This window comes from Bifidobacterium phasiani (genome assembly GCF_019331775.1).
Lineage (GTDB): Bacteria > Actinomycetota > Actinomycetes > Actinomycetales > Bifidobacteriaceae > Bifidobacterium > Bifidobacterium phasiani.
Map to the genome: position 1 here is coordinate 14176 of NZ_JAHBBD010000001.1, position 22531 is coordinate 36706.

Genomic DNA, 22531 nt, shown 5'->3' on the forward strand with positions numbered 1-22531 from the left:
ACGGAGCAGTTCCGTGCGGCGCCCGCCGCATGCCTGGCGTCCCGGTCCGGGTCAGCGCTGAGCCTGATGGCGCAGCGAGGCGGCGACCAGGCCGGCGAACAGCGGATGCGGCTTGGTCGGGCGCGACTTGAACTCGGGGTGGGCCTGCGTGGCCACGTAGAACGGGTGCACGTCGCGTGGCAGCTCGACGAACTCGGTGAGCTCGCCGTCCGGGCTCTGGCCGGAGATGACCAGGCCGGCCTCGCGCAGGCGGTCCTTGTAGGCGACGTTGACCTCGTAGCGGTGGCGGTGGCGCTCGTTGACGTGCGTGGTGCCGTACAGCTCGGCGACCAGCGAGCCCTCGAGCAGCTCGGCCGGGTAGGAGCCCAGGCGCATGGTGTGGCCCATGTCGCCCTTGCCGGCGACGATGTCCTTCTGCTCCTCCATCGTGGCGATGACCGGGTTCGCGCACTCGGGGTCGAACTCGGAGGAGTTCGCGTCGGCGATGCCGAGCACGTCGCGCGCATACTCGATGACCATCGACTGCAGGCCCAGGCACAGGCCCAGCGCGGGCAGGCCGGTCTCGCGGGCGAAGCGCAGCGCGCCGATCTTGCCGTCGATGCCGCGGATGCCGAAGCCGCCGGGGATCACGATGCCGTCGACCTGGTCGAGCGCCGCCGCGGCGCCTTCCGGGGTCTCGCACTTGTCGGCCGCGACCCACTTGACGTTGACCTTCGCCCAGTTGGCGAAGCCGCCGGCCTTGATCGCCTCGGTGACGGACAGGTAGGCGTCCGGCAGGTCGATGTACTTGCCGACGATCGCGATGTTGACCTCGTGCTTGGGGTGGTGCACGCGCTCCAGCAGGTCGGCCCACTCGTCCCAGTCGACGTCGTGGAACGGCAGCCCCAGCTCGCGCACGACGTAGGCGTCCAGGCCCTCGTCGAACAGGATCTTCGGCACGTCGTAGATGCTCGGCGCGTCCACGCAGTTGACCACGCCCTCCGGATCGACGTCGCACATCAGCGAGATCTTGTCCTTGATGGACTGGTTGAGCGGGCGGTCGGAGCGCAGCACCAGCGCGTCCGGCGAGATGCCGAGCTGGCGCAGCATCATCACCGAATGCTGGGTCGGCTTGGTCTTGAGCTCGTGGGCGGCGGAGATGTACGGCACCAGCGAGACGTGCACGAACATGCAGTTGTCGCCGCCGAGGTCGCGGCGCACCTCGCGCGCCGCCTCGAGGAACGGCTGGGACTCGATGTCGCCGACCGTACCGCCGATCTCGGTGATGATGACGTCCACGTCGTCGGACGCCTGGGCGCGCATGCGCTCCTTGATCTCGTTGGTGATGTGCGGGATGACCTGCACGCACTGGCCGAGGTACTCGCCGGCGCGCTCCTTGCGCAGCACGGACTGGTAGATCTGGCCGGTGGTCACGTTCGCCTTCTGGCTGAGGAAGACATCGAGGAAGCGCTCGTAGTGGCCGATGTCGAGATCGGTCTCGGCGCCGTCCTCGGTCACATACACCTCGCCGTGCTGGAACGGGTTCATCGTGCCCGGATCGACGTTGATGTACGGATCGAGCTTCTGCTGCAGCACGCGGATGCCACGGCTGCGCAGCAGACGGCCCAGCGAGGATGCGGTCAGGCCTTTTCCAAGAGATGAGACGACGCCACCGGTGACGAAAATATGCTTGGTAACGTGTTCCTGCGAGTTGCCATGTTGTCTTCTAACCATGGAATTCCACATTATCATCCGTATATGACCCGGCGTGTTTTCGGTGCGGCGCCCGTGCGGGGCGGACCGGCGGACCCGCGGAAGGCACCGGGCCGCCGCTGTTCCGGCGGGGAGTCATCGGTTCTTTCACGATGGCCGAGGCAAAGCGCTCCACGGTTCCATGATTCCGCCATGAGTCCGGCCGTCGGCGCCGGGTGCGCACGCAAATGTTCGGACCGCGAATCGGACAGAACGTCCTCTTTGCATGGGTCACGGGGTCCATCGTGATTAGCTGCAGCAGATATGAGGGTCTGCAGACATCTATCCGTATTACGTGAGGCGCCTTTCCCGGAAGACCCCGAGTATGGATGGCGGTATTCCGCCGTTCATACTCGGGGCATGACGCTTTGGATGCCTCACGTAGTGAATTTGGATGTCCGCAAAACCTCAAATCCACTACACCTAAGCCATATGGGTTCCCATTCGTCCCAATGCCGACGGTTCAAACGGATTCAATGCGTCTCCACCGCCGCTGCGGGCACCGCCACGCTCTGGATCGTCGAGCGCAGTCCGGCGACGCATTCGGCGGCGCAAAGCGTCAGCAACGGCACCAAGGGGAAGAAATACCGGTGCTGCATGCCGTCGACCACGTCCGCGCCGATCGGGGTGTACTGCAACCACAATGCCAGATACGTCAGCAGTATGATGCCCACGGCCACACACCACGCGCACCACCAGAACACCAGCATGCGCCCCGGCATGGCCCGACGAACCGTGGCAATCGCCAGCACGACCGCCACGGCGACCGTCATCATCCAGAATCCCATGATGGCGATGCTGTCCGGGACATTATCCAGATTGGCCTTGCCATGCGCGATCGCCGTGCCGATCGCGCCGAGGGCCTCGATCATGCCGTCTGCCCCGCCGAGCAGCGCCTGCTTCTTCGCGTTCATGTCGTCGTACGACACGATCATCGGGGTCGTGACGAACCACGAGGTCAGACGCATCCACACCGCCAGCCATATCAATGACGCCGCGACCCCAACCGCGCATATCCACAGCCGCGGCTCCTTCCACGGCGATCCCGACCGTGCGGCGGCAACGTCTCCCGCATCGGCCATTCTCCACTGCATATATGGCACGAACAGGATGAGCAACACCAATGGCGCGTAGATGAACTTGCACATGGCCATGCAGACGGACAAGGCCGACAGGGCGAGGCAATAGCGCACGGAGACACGGCGAAGCATCGCTCCGAACACCAGGCACGTCAGCAGGAACGCCGTCGCCTGGGTGAACGAATCCGCCGAGATCGCGAACGCATAGCGGCGAATCAGCAGCGGACACAGCATGACCAGGCCGACGAGAATTCGCCATCGGGGCAACGCCGCCACCGCCAGCCCCATGAACGACGCATACACCGCCAACATGAGGCATTCCGCCAGATAGTAAGTGACCTGCGCCGGCAGGCCGAACGCCTTGCCCAAAGCGAACGCCGCCAGTTGCGGGAGGTAGGCGACCGGGGAGTTGGTGGCCGTGTTGTTGTACGGGACGTCGGCCCCGGTAGCGTCCTGCACCGTGATGGTGTCCTTCCGCACGACCGCGGGATCGTATCCGTCGTACTCCTGCACGGAGAAGTCGATCCAGGTCCAGTCGACGCGACCGCCGACGTTGCCGTCCGTACCGTGCAGCAGGCTTTTCGAATCCACGGGTCTGGCGAGCACATCGCCGTTCACGATGCCATCGACGCGATACACGTGGGCCCAGATATCCGGGATATGGCCGGGAGGCGTCGACACGATGCAGAGCATGCCGAACAGCACCGTGGCCGCGGCCACGATCGCCGGCATGAACCTGCGGACAACGCCGACGAACCGCCCTATCGACGCATCTGGACAGCCATTACCCCCCCCCCCACTCAATGTTTCAGCATCACGCACACCCATACAACCCCCTGGCATCGTCGTGTCCATCGAAGACAGAAGACCGGACTCACCGGCCTCGTCAACAGCAACGATACCCCATATTGGGTGGAATGCATACCCCCATGCCGCAACGATGCCTCGCCGCATATGGGGGCATCACCGCTCCGCCGCATTCCCGCATACGAAAAGAGCCGGGTCACCCCGGCTCTTCGGTTTCGGCGCGCCCGCCCCGACGGGCCGGCGGATGCCATGCGCGGACAACGGACCCGCGGCGTGGCATCATGCACCGCAAGGCCCGCCGTGCCCTGTCGGTCCGGCACACCGAAGCCGACGGGACACGGCGGTCATGTCACTGCCGGCGCCCGCCTCGGGAGCGACGGCGGACCGCCCAGGCCGCGCCGGCGACGGCGATCAGCAGCACGGCCGCGACCGCCGCGATGGCGATGGCGCTGCCCGTGGAGGCGATGGGCCTCGTAGGCTTGCCCTCGCCCGACGCCTCGGGCGTCGCGTCATCGGAACCGGAACCGGGGCCATGCTCGCCGTCCCCGTCGCCCGGCTGTCCGGGATCCGTGCCGGGCTGCTGCCCGTCGTCGGCGGGGCGGTACAGCACCGTCGTCGACAGAGCCCCGGCCTCGTAGCCGTCGGCGGACACCGGCGTCGTCGCTGGAGCGTCGAGGTCGACCGTGCCGCCCTGGACGAGCGTCGCGTAGTCGCCGTCCTCGATGCCCTGCACGGTGGCCGGCTCCTCGTTGGCGTTGTGGATGACCACGTAGGTCCCGTCCTCGCCGGACGCCTGGTAGGCGACCACGCCGTCGGCCGCCGCGATCGCCTTGGTGTTCGCGGCGATCTGCCCGTAGTCGGCCATGCGGAACGTCTCGCTGCCGGCGCGCAGGTCGATCAGCCCCTTGACGTACGCGACGGAGTCCGCGTACTGCGTCGTGCGGTCCCAGTCGATGGCGTTCACCGCGTCGCCGGCGTTGTAGCTGTCGGCCACGCCGTTCTTGGTGCGCAGGAACTCCTGCCCGAGCTGGATGGCGGGGATGCCGTAGGACAGGTAGACGACGGAGTCGGCCAGTTCGGCGCGCGCCGCGGTGGTCGCGTCGTCATCGTCGGGCACGCTCGCCCTGAGCTTGTCGTACAGCGTCATGTTGTCGTGGATCTCGGCGTAGTGCACGATCTGGCCGGCGTCGCCGTAGCGCACGTCGGCGGTGCCGTTCGTGCACATCGCGTCCCCGGCCGTGCCCTCCGGGTTCTGGCAGGCGAGGATGTTGTTCAGGATCAGCCCCTCCTTGCCGGTCTTGCCGGAGACGAAGCCGGTGTCGGCGGTGTCGAACACGCTGCCCTTCAGGGCGTCGCGGATCGAGTCGTTGAAGAACGCCACGCCGTTGTCGCCGTCCTTGGACGCCAGCTCGAAGGCGTTCGGCTGGGTGGTCATCTCGCTCTTGTCCATCGTCGTGTTCATGTCCCAGCCCTCGCCGAGCACGATGATCGACGGGTCGATCTCGTCCAGCGCGGCGCGGACCTCCTTCATGGTCTGCAGGTCGATCAGGCCCATGAGGTCGAAGCGAAAGCCGTCGACGTTGTAGTTCCTGGCCCAGTAGGTCACCGAGTCGACGATGTAGTTGCGCATCATCGCGCGCTCGGAGGCCGTGTCGTTGCCGCAGCCGGAGTTGTTGGTCAGGTTGCCGTTCCCGTCGTAGCGGAAGTAGTACCCCGGCACGACCAGGTTGAACGGGTGCGACGAGACGTCCTGCACGTGGTTGTACACCACGTCCATGATGACGCGGATGCCGTTGTCGTGCAGGCCCTCCACCATCTGCTTGAGCTCGGTCACGCGGGCCGACGGATTGTACGGGTCCGAGGAGTACGAGCCCTCCGGGACGTTGTAGTTCAGCGGGTCGTAGCCCCAGTTCTGCTGGCCGTGCTGCTCCTCGTCGTACGACAGGTCGCCGGTCTCGTCCACGCTGCCGTAGTCGTACATCGGCATGATCTGCACATGGGAGACGCCGAGGTCCTTGAGGTAGTCCAACCCGGACGTGGCACCGGCGTCGGTGGTGGTGCCCGGCTCGACCATGCCCAGGTACTTGCCCTTGTTCTCCTGCGAGATGCCGGAGTTCGGCGCGATCGAGAAGTCGCGGATGTTCGTCTCGGCGATCGTCGCGTCGGTGGCCTTGCCGAACGCCGGCATGCGCTCGCCCGTGCCCTCGGGGTTCATCTGCACGTCGGAGAGCACCACGGAGCGGCGGCCGTTGACCACCGCCGCCGTGGCGTACGGGTCGGCGGACCGGTTCGACGTGCCGTCCGCGAACGTCACCGTGTAGTCGTAGGCCAGGTCGGCGCAGTCGCCATCCACGGTGACGCTGTACACGCCGCGCTCGCCGCGGGTCATCGGGTGGGTCGCGGCCAGCGGCGCGTCGGCGCTGCGGTCGGACTCGTAGGTGTTCAGCGTCACCGCGCTCGCCGTCGGCGCCCACAGCTTGAACGTCGTCGACTCCGCGCTCCAGGTGGCGCCCAGGTCGTCGCCGTCGTAGGCGTAGGCCTCGTCGAACTCGTCGGTGCGCACCACCGCGCCGGCGATGGCGACGGTCTCGCCCCAGTCGGGCGCGGACACCGTGTATCCGGCGGCGGGGTCGAGGGCCTGCTCGGTGGTGATGACCAGCCTGCCGTCCTCGACGGCGACGCCGGCGACCGTGGCGCCGTCGACCGTCACGTTGTCCGTGGTGAACGTCGTATCGTCGAACGAGCCCCTGAGCTTGACGGTGATCTCGTCGGTCGCGCTGATCTCGGCGCCGGTGAAGCTGTTGGTCAGCAGGATGACGGACTCGTTGGTATAGGTCGTCCATTCGCCGCTGCGCAGCCAGATCTCCGCCCTGCCCGAGCCGCTCGCCGCGTCGGTGATCTCGATGGCCGACTGCGGGATGACGCGGTCGCCCTCGCCCGGGTCCTTGGCCGCCCACTCGTTGCCGTCCACGCTCTGCCTGACGATGAACATCGGCCGTGTCATGCCTTCCACACTGTCCATCGTATACGTCGCCGTCATGCCGTAGTCGTCCGGGTCCGCGAACCCGGCGGTCCGCGCCTCGACGCCGTCCGCCCACGCGTACATGTTCCAGCCGGTGTAGTCGCCGTCGTCGCGCCGGTAGTGCACGGTCACGTCGAGATGGTTGACCTTCTTGAGGTACTCCTCCGGCACCGTCGTCTCGTCGTAGGTCTCGTCGGGCGCGGCCGCGTCGACCCAGACCTCCGCCGTGCCGTTCGAGGCGTCGACGAACCGGTCGCCGCCGACCTTGTTCCACTGCGGCGTGGTGACGATCAGGCCGATCTTGTCGGCGTCGTAGGCTCCGGGGACCTCGATGTCGAGCACCTTGCCGAACGCGTCCTCGCCGGTGAACTCATGGAACGCCCCTTCGAGGGTGGCGCCGTCGCGGTCGGTGCCCCACACCCAGACGACGCGGCCGTCGTCGACGGCGGGGTCCTGGGGCCGGTAGTGCACGATGAGCCTGGTCGTCGGCTGCTGCTCGGCCGGCTCCGTCGCGTCAGAGACGACCGCCGACCGGGGCGTCGCCTGCGGGGTCTCGGCGTGGGCCGCCGGTTGCGCGGCGACCAGCGCGGTCACGCCCATCGCGATCGCGGCGGCCATCGCGACGAGCCTGCGCCGCCATGCATGCTGCTGCATGTCCATAACTGTTGTTCCTGTTCTCTCCCAGATGGGACGCGCGGCGCCGCTCCATCCCTTCCTGCCCGCCATCGGGCCGCGACGCCGTTGCCGTCCCGAACGCATGCGCGCCCGCCCGCTTCGGCGGAGCGATCTGGAACCATCTGGACACTGCTTTTGCATACGTTCGCATTCCAAGATGGAACGAGCCTATCATTGCGTCAGTGCAAATACAATGAAACAAACGGGTTCGATATAGTGCAAATGTTTGCATTCTAGCGGCATCAACGTCACGCTCGTGGCATATGTTGCGCAAGCCGTCGACGAATCCGCGGACCGAATCAGGGGACGGCTGAACATGGCTTCGGCCGTACCTAATTCCTTACGGCTGGCGCCACTATGGCCCATGCCGCCGTTCCAGCGACAGCCGGCGGACCTTCTTCAAATAGTTGCGCCGGAACGATCCCTTGGTTCCGAAGAACCGCTCATCCGTCGCCGTCTGCTCGCCGTTCTCGTATTTGCAGGCCGTCAATTCGATGGCGCAGATGAAATCGGCAGCTTGCGCCAGCCGGTATTCGGCGGGACCGCCGTGTCGGTACACGATGGCGTTCTTCGACAGCGCATATCCGATGGCCTCTCGCAATGCGTTGGCCACCATCGGCTGCCCGCCATCGTAATAGACCTTCACCTTGTCGAATGATTGGAAATACTTCAGGTGTTCGAACAGCAGGTTCACGATATCGCGTCTGATGCGCGATTCCAACTGTGCCATTGCCGGGAATGCTTTCTTGCGGTAGACAAACGTCCGGTATCGGATCGGCAGGTGTTGACATAGCGTCATGAACATATACAGATATCGTTTCCTCGTTTCCACCGTCATCAACCGGTAGTTATCATGCCGGTTCAACAACGGTGACGCGTGGAACGGGACATCGACGAGACCTGCGTCGAACAACGATTGCCGATACGGCGCGAGACTCGGCTCCAACTCATGGTCCTGTTCATGGAACACCAACGTAAGCAGGTAGTAGTCCGACAGGAACCCCTGCTCGCCGGATTCGTCGACGAAGACACCTATGTCCCCCATCACGCGCCCCCACACGTAACAAATTGCCGGGGGACACCCCCCGGCTCTTCGGAAGCCTTGCCCCTGCGGACCGGCCGCTCTCAGCGTACCATGAATCGGTCAGCGACATCCCGGCGTCATTCCGGCCGCCAACGCAACCAGGGTCGCAGCATGTATAACCCGTCACCATTCGCTTTTGCCGTTCGATGGCGCAGCCCAACATCGGGTCATGACCTTGCGACATGGACCGGTTATCCACAGACACGCCGAGACCGGGAATCCTTCGACCACAATCGCCTCCCGCCGTTGCGCCTCGGAGGACCCGCCTCCTATGCTCGCCGCATGAGACGGCACGACATCATCGACCCGATGCTCGACGAGGCGCAGGAGAACGCACGGTGCGCCTACGGCACGACCCCGGCCCAGCGCAGGGCGTTCCGCAGAAGACTGTCGGAGGGGACGCTGGTCAGCCCCTATCTCAACGTCTACGCAAGGACCGACTACTGGGCGACGCTGAATCCCATCGAACGCGTCCGGCACACCGTCGGGGCGCTGGGCAGGGAGCACCCCGGTTGGGTGTTCGCCGGCCCGTCGGCGGCGTGCATCCACGATCTCGATCATCCATACGCCGTCCACGACTCCGGCATCGTGCATATCGCCTCCACGCACGCCTCCCACGCCAAGGACCACGGACGGCTCAAACGTATCCGCATGCGGGTCGTCCCCGCCGTCACCGTCTCCGGCATCCGCGTCACGCCGGTCGAACACACGATACTGGACTGCGGAATGCTACTGCCGTTCAACGACGCCCTGCCGTTGTTCGATTCGGCCGCGCGTGCCGGCGTTGCCATGTCCGACGTGGCGGCGTTATGCGGCGAACGACGGCTGGACGGCGCACGGATCCTTCCGCTGTGCGCCTACGCCGACCCGCTCAGCGACAACGGCGGGGAGTCGCGGGCCCGCGCTGCCATCATCGCCAAGGGGTTCGTCGTGCCGGAACTGCAGCACCGGTTCGAGAATCCGGCGAATCCCGCGTCCTTCTATCGCACCGATTTCACATGGACCTTTCCCGACGGCCGGATCGTCGTCGCGGAGTACGACGGTATGGGGAAATACGTGATGGAGTCGAACATGAACCGGAGCTCCATCCAGCAGAAGGTCCATGACGAACGCGCGCGGGAGGAGCATCTGCGGATGCAGGGCGTGCAGTCCATCATCCGTTTCGAATACGAGGATGTGATGCATCCCGGACGGTTGGAGCGCAAACTGCTCGATGCCGGCATCCCGAAACGTCGCCAAGGAGCCGGGGCGATCCCGTTGCTGCCGTGATTGATGGGCGGAGTATCATCGCGAAGGTCAGGTAAGGCGGGACGGCGTCGGGCTGCGCGGACGGGAGTGCCTGCACAAAGACTAGGGGTAAAGGACGCCATCATCACAGACTGGACGAAGGCGCCATCGTCACACGCCGGGCGGGGCGTCATCGTCACGGACCGAGTGGGATGCCATCGTCAACAAAACCGGATGGGTGTCGTCGTTACAGGCCGGGCAGGCGCGTTGTCGCCCGAAATGGTGGGGCGCCATCCCAAAGACACATTGTGCCCGTCGTCTCAACACGAGACCGCACATGGTCGGGTGTCATCCCCAAAAGCACAATGTGCCTATCGTCCCGGCACGAGACCGCACGCGGCTGAGCATCATCCCCAAAGACACATTGTGCTCGTCGTACCAACGCAAGACCACACGCGGTTGGGTGTTATTCCAAAGACACATTGTGCAGCAGCGAAAACGAATCGACCAATCAGCGTCCGGTATCACACACAGGCATGAAACGACCGACGCGGATGAGATGCACCGCGTTCGCTATTGCACACGGACATGAAATAACCGACGCAAACCGTATGTTTGGCGTCCGCTACTGGACACGGGTGTGTAATACCAGACGCAGACCGGGTATTCAGCGTCCGGCATTACACATGGACACGAAACAACCGACGCAAACTGGATATTCGGTGCCCGGTATTACATGCGTAAATCGAAACCGGTCACGGTTGCCATATGTTGCGTCGGTCTTTACACGCACGTATGGGAGAACGGACACAGACCAGATATTCGGCGTCCTGTATTACACGGGAAGGTCGGAAACCAGTCACGGTCGGTATACGCTACGGCAGGTTTTACGCACGGGAGTAGAACAACGGTCACGGACCAGGTATCCGGCATCAGATATTACACACGCGCACGAAACAACGGTCACAGATCGGGGTCCGGCGTCCGGTATCACACAGGGAGACCGAGAACCGGCCGCGGATGGTACACGCCGCGGCCGGTTTTACGCACATGCGTGTAATAAGGGCCATGGAAACCGTCATCCGCGGCAGGTTTTACACAATCCCGTGAAACACCCGCCCCGGTTCACCCCTCCAGCAGATGGGCGACGGCCTCCAGCGCGAGCCGGTAGCCGTAGAACCCCATGCCGGTGATCGTGCCGGTCGCCACCGGCGAGATCACGCTGTGCTTGCGGAACTCGTCGCGCGCCGACGGGTTGGAGATGTGCACCTCCATCAGCGGCAGGCCGGCGTCGGTCACCATGTGCGCCGCGTCGGACAGCCCGTACGAGTAGTGGGTGAACGCGGCCGGGTTCATCACCACCGGCGTGGACTCGTCGACGGCGCGGTGCATCCAGCCGATCATCTCGGCCTCGTCGTCGGTCTGCCGCACCTCGACGTCCAGGCCCAGCTGCCGGCCCCACTCGGCGCAGTCGCGGCGCAGCGTCTCCAGGTCCTGGTGGCCGTACACGTCGGGTTCGCGCACACCCAGCCGTCCGAGGTTCGGTCCGTTGACGACGATGACTTTCTGCATTGCTGTTCCTTTCCGGTTGTTGTCGGGTGGCGAAACCCGTATGCCCGTCGGCGATCGGCGGAGCTCGGCGGCCCCGCCGCAGACCCGAATCACCCGCGGATGCGTTCGAACGCCTCGCGCACCGCGTCCTGCGGCGGGTTCTCGACGTGGATGACGTGCCCGACGCGGTCGAGCAGCACGAAGCGCAGCGTGTTGCCGCGCGCCTTCTTGTCGCGGTGCATCAGCGCCAGCACCTGGTCGAACGTGCCGCCGCGCCACGAGGTCGGCAGTCCCAGCGACGACAGCAGCGTGCGGTGGTAGTCCACCAGGTCGTCGTCGATGTGCCCGAGCAGTCGCGACAGTTCGGCCGCGTACACCATGCCGACGGCCACCGCGTTGCCGTGGCGCCAGCGGAAGTGCTCGATCTGCTCGATGGCGTGGCCGAGCGTGTGCCCGTAGTTGAGGAACTCGCGCATGCCCTTCTCGCGCAGGTCGGCGGACACGTGGCGCACCTTGACGCGCACGGTGCGTTCGATCAGCTCGGCGACCACCGGCTTGAGCGGCGAGTCGAGGAAGGCCGCGCCGTCGAAGCCGCGCAGCCCGTCGGCGTGCTCCTCCAGGATGCGCAGGATCGCGTCGTCCATGATGAAGCCGGACTTGGCGACCTCGCCGAGCCCCTCGACGAAGATGTCGTTCGGCAGCGACGACAGCGTGCGCACGTCGGCGAGCACGCCGGCCGGCGTGTAGAACGAGCCGACCAGGTTCTTGCCCTGCGGCGTGTTGATGCCGGTCTTGCCGCCGGTCGAGGCGTCGACCATCGCCAGAAGCGAGGTCGGGCAGTTCACGTAGCGCACGCCGCGCATCCACGTCGCCGCGATGAACCCGGCCAGGTCGGTGGCCGCTCCCCCGCCGACGCCGACGATCGCGTCGGAGCGCGTGAAGCCGTCCTCGCCCAGGCGCTGCCAGATCCGGTTCGCCACGTCGACGGTCTTGCCGGCCTCGGCGTCCGGGATCATGATGTCGGTGACCTCGTACCCACCCTGGCGCAGCAGCGCGCGGGCGTGGTCCGAATGCCGCTGCACCGGCTGCGTGTGGATCAGCGCCACGCGCACCGGCCCGTCTCCGAGCACCTCGGGCAGATGGCCCATCGCCCCCTCGCCGATGCGCACCTCGTACGGCTCGATGGCCGCACCGGTCACCGGCACGACACGTTCCTCGATCATGTCCCTCATCTTCCTCGCCGCCTGCAGCGGCGTCAGTCCGTAGGTGCGCACGTGCACGTTGGCGACGCGCCGGAACACCGGGTCGCGCTGGGCGTACAGCGCCTTCCACCGCGCGTTGGCGTCGCCGTCGAGCATCGGGCGTCCGCCGCCGCGGCTGGCGCGCTCCATCGCCTCGCGCGGATCGGCCATCAGGTAGACGACCCGCCCGCCGTCCGCCACGTACCCGGCCAGCGTCTCCTGCACGGCCGGGGTCATCGGCGCGCCGCCGCCGAGCGAGAAGATGCCGTCGAACGAACCGACGACGCGGGCGATCAGCTCGCTTTCCACCCGTCGGAACGCCGGCTCGCCGTACCGCGAGAAGTACTCGGGGATCGGCATGCCGACCTCGCGCTCGATGTCGAGGTCGGCGTCGGCGAACGGCAGCCCCATGAGCTGCGCGGTCTCCCGGCCGACGCGCGTCTTGCCCGCGCCCATCATGCCGATGATGACGGCGCGGGGCCGTGTTGCACCCATTGATTCAGTCTCCTTATGTCGCGTGGGATCCGCCGCGCGCCGTCGTCAGCGCATGTGCTCGGGCCAGGACGCCAGGTACGCCTCGGCGTTGCGGCGGGTCTCCCCGACGCTGTCGCCGCCGAACTTCTCCAGCACGAAGCGGGCCAGCGTCAGCCGCACCATCGCCTCGGCCACGACGGCGGCGGCCGGCACGGCGGTCGAGTCGGAGCGCTGGTTGATGGCCTGCGCGGCCTCGCCGGTCAGCACGTCGACGGTGCGCAGCGCCTTGGGGATCGAGGGGATCGGCTTCATGGCGGCGCGCACGCGGATCGGCTGGCCGTTGGACATGCCGCCCTCGATGCCGCCGGCGCGGTTGCTCAGCCGGTCGATCCGGCCGTCCTCGCCGACCACGATCTCGTCGTGCGCCTGCGAGCCGGGGCGCATCGCCTCGAGGAAGCCGTCGCCGATCTCCACGCCCTTGATGGCCTGGATGCCCATCAGCGCGCCGGCCAGCGCCGCATCCAGGCGGCGGTCGGACTCGGTGTACGTGCCCAGCCCGGCGGGCACGCCGTAGGCGACGACCTCGACCACGCCGCCCAGCGTGTCGGCGTTGGCCTTCGCCTCGTCGATGCGCGCGACCATGCGGGACTCGGCGGCCTTGTCGAGGGTGCGCACCGGCGAGGCGTCCAGCGCCGCCACGTCGTCCGGGGTCGGCAGCGCGGCCGAGGCCGGGTCCTCGACGCCGGCGCCGCCGATCGACAGCACATGGGCGACGGTGCGGATGCCCAGCGTCTGCTCCAGGAACAGGGCCGCGACCGCGCCGAGGGCGACGCGCGACGCGGTCTCGCGCGCGCTCGAACGCTCCAGCACGGGGCGGGCGTCGTCGAAGCCGTACTTGCGCATGCCCGTCAGGTCGGCGTGCCCGGGGCGCGGGCGGCTCAGCGGGGCGTTGCGGCCCTCGCGCGGCAGCTCGTGGTCCAGCGGGTCGGCGCTCATCACCTCGGTCCACTTCGGCCATTCGGTGTTGCCGATCTCGATGGCCACCGGGGATCCGAGCGTCTCGCCGTGCCGCACGCCGGTGAGCAGACGCACCTGGTCCTGCTCGAACTTCATGCGCGCGCCGCGGCCGTAGCCCAGCCGGCGGCGCGCCAGCGCGGTGCGGATGTCGTCGGTCGTCACCCTCACGCCCGAGGGCAGCCCCTCGATCATAGCGACCAGCGCCTCGCCGTGGGACTCTCCTGCCGTCTGCCAGCGCAACATACGTTCTGCTCCTTTAATGGTTTTCCAAGCGACTGCGGTCTATCCTACCGGGATGACCTACCTGATCGCACTGCCGAGTCTCCTATGTGGACTCGCCGTAAGCGCCGAGGACCTGCGGCGCCGCCGCGTGCCGCGCCTGTGGATCGCCGTCGGGTGCATCGCGCAATGTGCGTTCGCCGCCGTGTACGGCGTGGCGACCGGACGGCCCGCGCTGTTCGCGGCGCCACTGGCGATGGCGGTCGCGGCCGGTGCGCTGCAGCTCGCGCTGGCGCTGGTCCGGCCCGGCGCGCTCGGGTTCGGCGACGTGACCGCGACGCTGATGGTCGGCCAGGCGGTCGGACTGTTCGGCCCGGTGCGGTTCGCGCTCTGGTGGCTGGCGATGGGCGTGCTCGGCCTGCTGTGGATGTGGGCCTGGCGGCGGTTCGACCCGCAGCGCGGCACGCGGTACGCCGGCCGGGTCCCGTTCGTCCCGGCGATCGTCGCCGCCGGCGTGCTGGCCGTGCTGTGACGGTCCGGCCCGTGCACGCGCCGCACCCGCCGGGACGCGGCCGTCAGCCGCCGTTGTTGGCCATGTACCGCTCGTAGATCTCCCAGAACTGGTCCTCGGTCGTGGCGAACTCGGTGTACCCGGTCTCCAGGTCCGTGGTGATGAAGTACCGCCAGTCGCCCGCGGGCGGGTTGACGGCCGCCTGGATGGCGTCGTCGCCGGGGTTGCTGATCGGCGTGGGCGGCAGTCCGGTGTGGATGCGCGTGTTGTAGGGGTTCGACGCGTCCGCGAGCTGGTCGTTGGTCAGGTCGCTGGCCGAGATGCCCAGCCCGTAGGCGACCGTCGTGTCCATGCCCAGCGGCATGCCGTCCGCCAGGCGGTTGAGGATCACGCGCACGACCATGCCGTAGTATTCGTCGGAGTTGACCTCGGCCTCGGCGATCGAGGCCATGATCAGGATGTTCTGGCGCTCCTGGCCCGTGGGCACGCCCAGGTCGTCGAGCTTGGCGATGCGCGCGTCGACCATGGCCTTCAGGATCTCGCCGGCCGACCCCATGCCCTTGGCGTCGTAGGAGCCGGGCTCCAGCCAGCCCTCGAAGCTGCCGCCGGCCTCGGCGGGCAGGATGCCGTCGCCGCCGCCGTCGACGATGGACTGGAACTCGCCGGCGTCGATGCCGCTGGCCTGCGCGGCCGCCGCGATCACGTCGGTCAGCCGCTCCCCGGGGCGCACCTCGAGGAAGCCGCCGGCCTTGCTCTGGTCGGACAGGATGGCCAGCACGTCGGAGGCCTTCATCTGGTACTGCAGCGAGAACGTGCCCGGGTACAGCGTGGCCCGGCTGGCGATGCTGGTCAGCGCCGCGGCGGACTTGATGATGTCCTGGTCGGCGAGGTTCCGGGCCACGGTGGCCCAGTCCGAGCCGCTGTCCACGGTGAACTGCACGCTGCCGGTCCCCGGGCCGGCGTAGTCCTGGATGGCCGACTGCGACTGCTCGGCCTCGCGCTGGATCCTCCACTGGCGCAGCGCGCGGTACCCGAAGAACACGCCGACGCCGATCAGGGCGACGACGATGACGACCACGACCGCGGTGACGGCGCGCCTGCGCTTCTTCGCCGCGCGCCTGCGCCGCATGTCCTTGCGGGAACGCGGCGGGCGCGGCGGTTCCGCGGCGGGCTCGCCGACGCCGGTGTCGGTCCACTCGCTGTGCTCGTCGAAAAAGTCGTTCAAGGTATCGGCCACAGGTCGCTCCTCTTCAGTTCTCTCTGCTCTCTCTGCGATCCAGCGCCGTCTGCAGTATGACCACCGCGGACTGCTGGTCGACCATCGGTCGATGATCTCTGGTGCCCACCCGCGCCTCGCGCAGGAGCCGGTGCGCGCTGACGGTCGTCAGCCGTTCATCCAACAATGTTACCGTCGCGATGGCCTGCGGGTCGAATTGGCCGTCCTCGGCGTACGCGCGCATGCGCCGCTCCAGGTTGGCCGCCCACCGCCGGGCCTTCTTGGCGCTTCTGCCCTCGGTGCCGTCCATCTGCACCGGCAGTCCGACGACGACGACGTCGACCGCCTCGTCCTCGATGACGTCGATCACCCCGTCCAGAGCAAGGAACGAGTCGCCGTTGACCGCGATGTTGCCTGCCGGGTGCGCGAGGGTCAGCTCCGGGTCGGACAGCGCGAGTCCGACCCGGGCGTTCCCCAGATCAATGCCGAGCCACACCATAGGGCGGGTTCAGCCCTTCATCGCCTCGTGGACGAGGGCCTCGACCGCCTGGTCGATCCTGGAGGCGTCGGAGCCGCCGCCCTGGGCGAAGTCCGGCTTGCCGCCGCCACCGCCGCCGAGGATCTTCGAGGCGCCGCGCACCAGGTCGCCGGCCTTGATGCCGGCCTTGCGCGCGGCCTCGTTCGTGGCCACGGCCACCATCGGCTTGTCGTCGGCGTTCACGCCGGCCAGCGCCACGACGACCGGCGCGTCCTCGCCGAGCTGGCCGCGCACGTCGAGCACGGTCTTGCGCAGCGCGTCGAAGGAGCCGAAGTGGCCGACGTTCCTCGCCGCCACGCGGACCGGGGCCTGCGAGTCCTTCGCGTCGGCGACCAGGCCGGGCACCATGGCGGCCAGCTGGCCCTCGTACATCGCGGACAGGCGGCGGTCGGACTCCTTGAGCTTGGCGAGCAGCGCGTTCACGCGCTCGGCCAGCTCGTCGGGGCGGGCGTTGAGCGTGTCGGACAACTGCGAGACCAGCGCGTGCTCGCGGGCGTGGTACTCGTAGGCGCCCTGGCCGACCAGCGCGTCGACGCGGCGCACGCCGGAACCGATCGAGGCCTCCGACATGATGGTGACCGCGCCGATCTTGCCGACGTGGTCGACGTGCGTGCCGCCGCACAGCTCGCGGCTCCAGCCGTCCTCGCCGATCGACACGACGCGCACGACGTCGCCGTACTTCTCGCCGAACAGGTGCATCGCGCCCAGGGCGATCGCGTCGTCGAACTTCATCTCCTGCGTGGTCACGGCCAGGTTGTCGCGCAGCTTGTCGTTGACGCGCGCCTCGACCGCGCTCATGATGCCCTTGGTCGGTGCCTTGGGCCACTGGAAGTCGAAGCGCAGGCGGTTCGGGGCGTCCTCGGAACCGCGCTGGGTGGCCTGCGGGCCGAGCTCCTCGCGCAGCGCCTTGTGCACCATGTGGGTGGCGGTGTGCGAGCGGGCGATCGCGCCGCGGCGGTCCGGGTCGATGGTCGCGTTGACCTCGGCGCCGACGACCAGCGTGCCCTCGGTCAGGCGGCACTGGTGCACGATGAGGTCCTTGATCGGCTTCTGCACGTCGTCGACCTCGAGCACCGCGCCGTCGTCGGAGAGGATCTCGCCCTGGTCGGCGAGCTGGCCGCCGGCCTCCGCGTAGAACGGGGTGCGGTCCAGGATGACCTCGACGTTCGCCGGTCCGGTCACCGCCGGGACCGAGCCCTTGCCCTCCTGCATGATGCCGAGCACCTTGGAGCGGCTGGAGTACTCGGTGTAGCCCAGGAAGTCGATCGGACGCAGCAGCGTCTTCTTGAAGTCGTCGTACACCGACAGGTCCACGTTGTGGCGCTTCTTGAGCGCGTCGGCGCGGGCGCGCGACTTCTGCTCGCTCATCAGCTCGCGGAACTTCGCCTCGTCGACCTTCACGCCCTGCTCGGCGGCCATCTCCAGCGTCAGCTCGATCGGGAAGCCGTAGGTGTCGTGCAGCGTGAACGCGTCCTCGCCGGAGACGGTCGGCTCCGCGGTCGTCTTCGCCTTCCTCACGGCCACGTCGAGGATCGTCGTGCCGTTCTCCAGCGTGCGGCGGAACGCGTCCTCCTCGCCGTACGCGGCCTCGGAGACGTCGTGGAACGTGGTCTCGAGCTCCGGGTAGCTCGCCTTCATGGCGTCCTTCGAGACCGGCAGGAGCTCCGGCAGCACCGGATCGGTCACGCCGAGCATGCGCATCGAGCGCACGGTGCGGCGGATCAGGCGGCGCAGCACGTAGCCACGGCCGACGTTGCTGGCGCGCACGCCGTCGCTCATGATCATCAGCGCGGAGCGCACGTGGTCGGCCACGACGCGGAAGCGCACGTCGGCGTCCGGGTCCTCGCCGTACCGGCGGCCGGTCAGGCGCTCGGCGGCCTCGATGACCGGGTAGACCTCGTCGGTCTCGTAGATGTTGTTCTTGCCCTGCAGCAGGTAGGCCATGCGCTCCAGGCCGGCGCCGGTGTCGATGTTCTTGTGCTCCAGCTCGCCGACGATGTGCAGGTCGGTCTTCGACTTGACGTTGTCGACCTCGTAGTTCTCGAACACCAGGTCCCAGATCTCGATGAAGCGGGTCTCGTCGGCCGCGGGGCCGCCGTCGCGACCGTACTCGGGGCCGCGGTCCACGTAGATCTCCGAGCACGGGCCGCCGGGGCCGGGGCCGCCGGTCGTCCAGAAGTTGTCCTCCATGCCGAAGACCTGCATGTGCTCGGGGTCGAAGCCCTCGTTGCGCCAGATCGAGCGGGCCTCCTCGTCGTCGGTGAAGGTGGTCACCCACAGCTTCTCGGGGTCGAAGCCGTAGCCGCCCTGGTCCTGCGGCGTGGTGAGCAGCTCCCAGGCGTAGTGGATGGCCTCCTCCTTGAAGTAGTCGCCGAAGGAGAAGTTGCCGATCATCTGGAAGAACGTGCCGTGGCGGGTCGTCATGCCGACCTCGTCGATGTCGAGCGTGCGCACGCACTTCTGGTTGCTGGCCATGCGCGGGTGCGGGGCGGTCTGCTCGCCCAGCAGGTACGGGATGAACGGCACCATGCCGGCGATGGTGAACAGCGTGGTGGGGTTCGGGGAAATCAGTGAGGCGGACGGGACGACCATGTGGTCGTGGCGTTCGAAGTAGTCGAGGAATCGCTTCGCGATCTCAGAGGTGCGCATTGCGGGATAACTCCTTGCTGGTTCAGGGCGCGCTGGGCCCTGTGACGTCGATGGTGACAGATATGGCGGATTGGGATGCGTCGGAATGGCGGCGCCGCGCTGCCGTCAGTTGCCGCGGCCCTTGAGGTAGCGTTCGTTGAGCTCGGCCTCGCGGGCTCGGCGGGTGGCGTTGAACTCGGTGACCAGCCCCTCCAGCGTGCGCATCGGCACGTGGTCCTGATCCGGTCCGAGCAGGAACTGCCGCGCCGCGTCCGGCGTGTTGGCCTTCACATAGGCCTGCGCCTTGCTGACGGCGACGATGCCGATGGCGATGCCGACGCCGATCCAGAACACACGCTTGAGCATCAGACCCCCTTGTTTTCATCGGCCGGACCTGCGCCGCGCTTCGCCAGGAACGACGTCGCGGTCGCCTTCAGCGCGTACGCCGCGGAGGCCACCTTGATGACGGGCTTGCCCAGGAACGAGCCGTACAGGTCCGTCAGCGCGCCGACGTTGTTGGCCGTCGTGGACGCCGCGGCGGAGATCCTGTTCACGTCCTCGAGGGACTTGTTGACCTGCTTGACCGTGGTCACGCCCTCGTCGAGGGCAGGGATGGCGTGGTCGCCGGTCTGCCTGACGGTCTCGGCGATCTGGTCGAACAGCCGGCCGAGCCGGATCAGCGGGTAGATCAGGAACCCGGCGAGAATGGCGAACGCTATCGCCGCGATCAGACCGGCGATCTCTCCAACACCCATCATGAACCTCTTTCCTGTACCGCGGCCCGGAACCGCGTACACAATATCGGCACAAGACTAGCTAACGGCCGCGACTCAGGCAAACCCGGACATCGCCGTGGGCCCAACGGCGCGGACGGGTCAGCCGTTGTACGACACCACGCGGATCGACTCGGCGAAGGGCGCGTCGGCGTCGAAGTCCAGCACGGTGACGCTGCCGTTGGCGGGACGCTCGCTCAGGTCGAACCCCTCGGGCGCGAAGCGATGCATCAGGCTCAGCAGCGTGTTGCCGTGCGCGATCACCAGCACGTCGTCGCCGTCCTTCAGGGCCGGATCGTCGGCGATCAGCGCGTACGCGCCCTCGACGCGGCGCCAGTACTCGGCGTCGGATTCGGCGTCGTGGAACGGGTCGGCCTGCTTGAGGAAATCGCGCGTGGCGGCGGCGCCGAACCGCTCGACGATCGCGTTGTACGTGGGCGCGCCGTGCGGCGCCCCGGCCATGTACCACGCCATGGCCATGTCCATGCCCTCGAAGTATCCGTAGAACTGCTCGCGGAAGTGCATGTCGCTGACCAGCGGCGGGCGGGTGTGCCCGGCGCGCTCGTTGATCTCGAGGATCGTCCGCGCGGTCTGCTGCGCGCGCGTGGTGTCGGAGCAGTACGCCGCGGCGAACTCGACGTTGCTGAGCTTGTCCCCCGCCCTGGCCGCGTCGGCGACGCCGTCCTCGGTCAGCGGCGCGTTCGTCCAGCCCTGGAGCCTGTTGTACCGGTTGAAATAGGTCTGTCCGTGTCGGACCAGATGCAGATGCAGAATCATGGTTTCGATTATCGCACCCGACGGCCGGGCCATTGCACGGCCCGTCGAAGACCGGATCAGTGCCCAACTCGCCAAAGGCACAATGTGCATGAAGATTCCCGCCGCATCCCTCCGGGCAGACAGGGTGTTGCTCGACCCGACAAAGACACAATATGCATGAAGGTTCCGGCCGCATCCTTTCATCCGAACAAGGCATTTCTTGGTCCGGTAAAGACACAATGTGCATGAAGATTCCCGCCACATCCCTCCGCACAAGCAGGATGTCGCCTGGTCCGCCAAAGGCACAATGTGCACGGAGATTCCGAGCGCATCATTCCGGGTAGACAGGATGTTGCCCAGTCCGGTAAAGGCACAATGTGCGCGGGGCCGACCACTTCCCTGTTCGGATGGGCGGAATGGTGCCCGGGCCGGCGGAGAATGACGATCCAGGCCGTTGAGAATGACAACCCGCCGATGATGGAGATGATGACCTGGGCGACGCAGGACGACAACAGTGGGGTCAGTTTCTTCCGGTGGGGCACGACACGCCGAAAGGGGCCCGCAAGGTTCAATGGATGGTCTGCGGGGAATGGCGGGATGCCGGGATTCTCCGCGGACCATCCACCAACCCCTGCGACCGCCTCGGCGTGTCGTACCGCGTACTCGGGCACGACGGCGGGGTCGCAGGCCAACAACCCCGCCACCCCGGTCCGGAATGCCGAGACATTGTGCGCATCGGGACAATCCGCGCCCGGATGTCGGGTTTCGTGCTTAACTGGTCCCCATGGGACGATTCATTTCACGTTGGCTCGTGCTCACCATCGCCGCCGCGGTGATGGTCGCACTGCTGCCCGGACTCACCGCGATCGGCGATCCGCCCGTGCTGGGCATCGCCGCATTCGCCCTGTTCATGGCGTTGATCAACGCCTCCATCAAGCCGATCGTGCAGCTGCTGGCGCTGCCGTTGTCGGTGCTCACGCTCGGCCTGTTCGCGCTGGTCGTCAACTGGCTGTTCATGGAGCTGGCCTCGTGGCTGGCATTCTCCCTGTTCGGCGTCGGCGTGGTGATCGACGGCTTCTGGTGGTCGGTGCTCGGCTCGCTGATCATGTCGATCGTCTCGGCGCTGGTCGGCGCCGTCGTCGGCGACTGAACGCCGGCGGTCCACACGATCGATACGCCACCTACCACGAACGCAACGACGGCCGTGCATGCGGGCCTCCCCCATGCGCGGCCGTCGCCGTATCGGCGCCCGGAACGCATCGACCCCGCAGGGCCGAAGCCTTGCGGGGTCGATGCGGTATGTCCTTGAATAATGAAAAGAGAATCCAGATCAGCGCGAATAGAATTCGACGACGTACTGGATGTTGACCTGCACCGGGATCTCGGAGACCTCCGGCTTGCGGGTCAGGGTCGCCTTGAGCGACGGCAGGTTCACATCGAGGTAGCCCGGGACCGGCGGCAGCACGTCACGGTGCACGCCCTCGGCCGCGATCTGGAACGGGACCATGGTCTGGCTCTTGGCCTTGACCTGGATGGTCTGGCCCGGCTTGACGCGGTAGGACGGGCGGTCGACGACGTTGCCGTCGACGAGGATGTGACGGTGCACCACGAACTGACGGGCCTGGGCGGTCGTGCGGGCGAAGCCGGCGCGCAGCACCAGGGCGTCGAGACGGGTCTCCAGATCCGAGAGCATGGCGTCGCCGGTCTGGCCGGCGGTGCGGGTGCCCTTCTCGTAGGCGGCACGCAGCTGCTTCTCGGAGATGCCGTACTGGGCGCGCAGACGCTGCTTCTCGCGCAGACGCACCGCGTAGTCGGACTCGGTGCGGCGGCGGGTGCGGCCATGCTCACCCGGGGCGTACGGACGCTTTTCGAAGATGCGCTGAGCCTTCGGGGTCAGTGCGATGCCGAGGGCGCGGGAAAGACGCACCTGACGGCGGGAACGCTGAACGTTCGTCATGATATTCCTTGTTCTTTCTGTCGTT

The 22531-nt window shown here is 67.1% G+C and carries 17 protein-coding genes; 3 read left to right on the forward strand and 14 right to left on the reverse strand.

Annotation, left to right across the window (positions count from 1 at the left end):
- Positions 1 to 51: 51 nt before the first annotated feature.
- The 4 genes from KIH73_RS00070 to KIH73_RS00085 all read right to left on the reverse strand — a co-directional run bounded on the left by KIH73_RS00070 (position 52) and on the right by KIH73_RS00085 (position 8359).
- Entirely contained in the window at positions 52 to 1713 is a 1662-nt protein-coding gene (locus KIH73_RS00070; protein ID WP_219079483.1) for a CTP synthase, read from the reverse strand.
- A gap of 491 nt (positions 1714 to 2204) precedes the next feature.
- Entirely contained in the window at positions 2205 to 3638 is a 1434-nt protein-coding gene (locus KIH73_RS00075; protein WP_219079484.1) for a DUF2142 domain-containing protein, read from the reverse strand.
- 328 nt (positions 3639 to 3966) lie between these two features.
- Positions 3967 to 7293, reverse strand: coding sequence for a type I pullulanase (pulA, locus tag KIH73_RS00080; protein WP_219079485.1), 3327 nt, complete (start codon positions 7291 to 7293; stop codon positions 3967 to 3969).
- Between the two features lie 376 nt (positions 7294 to 7669).
- Positions 7670 to 8359: a DUF3800 domain-containing protein gene (locus KIH73_RS00085; protein ID WP_219079709.1), complete on the reverse strand. Its 690-nt coding sequence runs from the start codon at positions 8357 to 8359 to the stop codon at positions 7670 to 7672.
- A 321-nt stretch (positions 8360 to 8680) separates the two neighbouring features.
- On the opposite strand from KIH73_RS00085, the gene KIH73_RS00090 reads away from it, so the two are divergent.
- Complete coding sequence (locus KIH73_RS00090) at positions 8681 to 9667, forward strand: hypothetical protein (protein ID WP_219079486.1); 987 nt, start codon at positions 8681 to 8683, stop codon at positions 9665 to 9667.
- 1083 nt (positions 9668 to 10750) lie between these two features.
- Here the strand turns inward: KIH73_RS00090 and KIH73_RS00095 are convergent.
- The 3 genes from KIH73_RS00095 to aroC form a co-directional block, all read right to left on the reverse strand.
- On the reverse strand, positions 10751 to 11197 hold the full coding sequence (locus KIH73_RS00095) for a type II 3-dehydroquinate dehydratase (protein WP_219079487.1): 447 nt from the start codon (positions 11195 to 11197) through the stop codon (positions 10751 to 10753).
- Positions 11198 to 11286: 89 nt separating this feature from the next.
- Entirely contained in the window at positions 11287 to 12912 is a 1626-nt protein-coding gene (locus KIH73_RS00100) for a bifunctional shikimate kinase/3-dehydroquinate synthase (RefSeq protein WP_219079488.1), read from the reverse strand.
- Positions 12913 to 12957: 45 nt separating this feature from the next.
- Positions 12958 to 14151 carry a chorismate synthase gene (aroC, locus tag KIH73_RS00105; RefSeq protein ID WP_219079489.1) on the reverse strand — a complete coding sequence of 398 codons (1194 nt, stop codon included), beginning with the start codon at positions 14149 to 14151 and terminating at the stop codon, positions 12958 to 12960.
- 52 nt (positions 14152 to 14203) lie between these two features.
- On the opposite strand from aroC, the gene KIH73_RS00110 reads away from it, so the two are divergent.
- Positions 14204 to 14659, forward strand: coding sequence for a prepilin peptidase (locus tag KIH73_RS00110; protein WP_219079490.1), 456 nt, complete (start codon positions 14204 to 14206; stop codon positions 14657 to 14659).
- A gap of 43 nt (positions 14660 to 14702) precedes the next feature.
- On the opposite strand, the gene mltG is transcribed toward KIH73_RS00110, so the two are convergent.
- The 6 genes from mltG to KIH73_RS00140 all read right to left on the reverse strand — a co-directional run bounded on the left by mltG (position 14703) and on the right by KIH73_RS00140 (position 20570).
- The gene (gene mltG, locus KIH73_RS00115; protein WP_219079491.1) at positions 14703 to 15875 is read right to left on the reverse strand and encodes an endolytic transglycosylase MltG; all 1173 of its coding nucleotides are present in this window, start codon (positions 15873 to 15875) and stop codon (positions 14703 to 14705) included.
- A gap of 13 nt (positions 15876 to 15888) precedes the next feature.
- Entirely contained in the window at positions 15889 to 16353 is a 465-nt protein-coding gene (ruvX, locus tag KIH73_RS00120; RefSeq protein ID WP_219079492.1) for a Holliday junction resolvase RuvX, read from the reverse strand.
- A 9-nt stretch (positions 16354 to 16362) separates the two neighbouring features.
- Complete coding sequence (gene alaS, locus KIH73_RS00125; RefSeq protein ID WP_219079493.1) at positions 16363 to 19041, reverse strand: alanine--tRNA ligase; 2679 nt, start codon at positions 19039 to 19041, stop codon at positions 16363 to 16365.
- Between the two features lie 105 nt (positions 19042 to 19146).
- Positions 19147 to 19386 (reverse strand): hypothetical protein, encoded by a 240-nt coding sequence (locus KIH73_RS00130; protein ID WP_219079494.1) that lies wholly within the window; start codon positions 19384 to 19386, stop codon positions 19147 to 19149.
- A complete protein-coding gene (locus KIH73_RS00135; protein ID WP_219079711.1) occupies positions 19386 to 19775 on the reverse strand; it encodes a DUF948 domain-containing protein in 390 nt (129 codons plus the stop codon). Before KIH73_RS00135 ends, KIH73_RS00130 begins: the two co-directional genes overlap by 1 nt.
- A 120-nt stretch (positions 19776 to 19895) precedes the next feature.
- On the reverse strand, positions 19896 to 20570 hold the full coding sequence (locus tag KIH73_RS00140) for a histidine phosphatase family protein (RefSeq protein ID WP_219079495.1): 675 nt from the start codon (positions 20568 to 20570) through the stop codon (positions 19896 to 19898).
- A 763-nt stretch (positions 20571 to 21333) separates the two neighbouring features.
- Here KIH73_RS00140 and KIH73_RS00145 point away from each other — a divergent pair.
- Positions 21334 to 21699, forward strand: a complete 366-nt coding sequence (locus tag KIH73_RS00145) for a phage holin family protein (protein WP_219079496.1) — start codon at positions 21334 to 21336, stop codon at positions 21697 to 21699.
- Between the two features lie 180 nt (positions 21700 to 21879).
- Here the strand turns inward: KIH73_RS00145 and rpsD are convergent, their stop codons facing one another.
- Positions 21880 to 22506 carry a 30S ribosomal protein S4 gene (rpsD, locus tag KIH73_RS00150; protein WP_219079497.1) on the reverse strand — a complete coding sequence of 209 codons (627 nt, stop codon included), beginning with the start codon at positions 22504 to 22506 and terminating at the stop codon, positions 21880 to 21882.
- Positions 22507 to 22531: the final 25 nt, after the last annotated feature.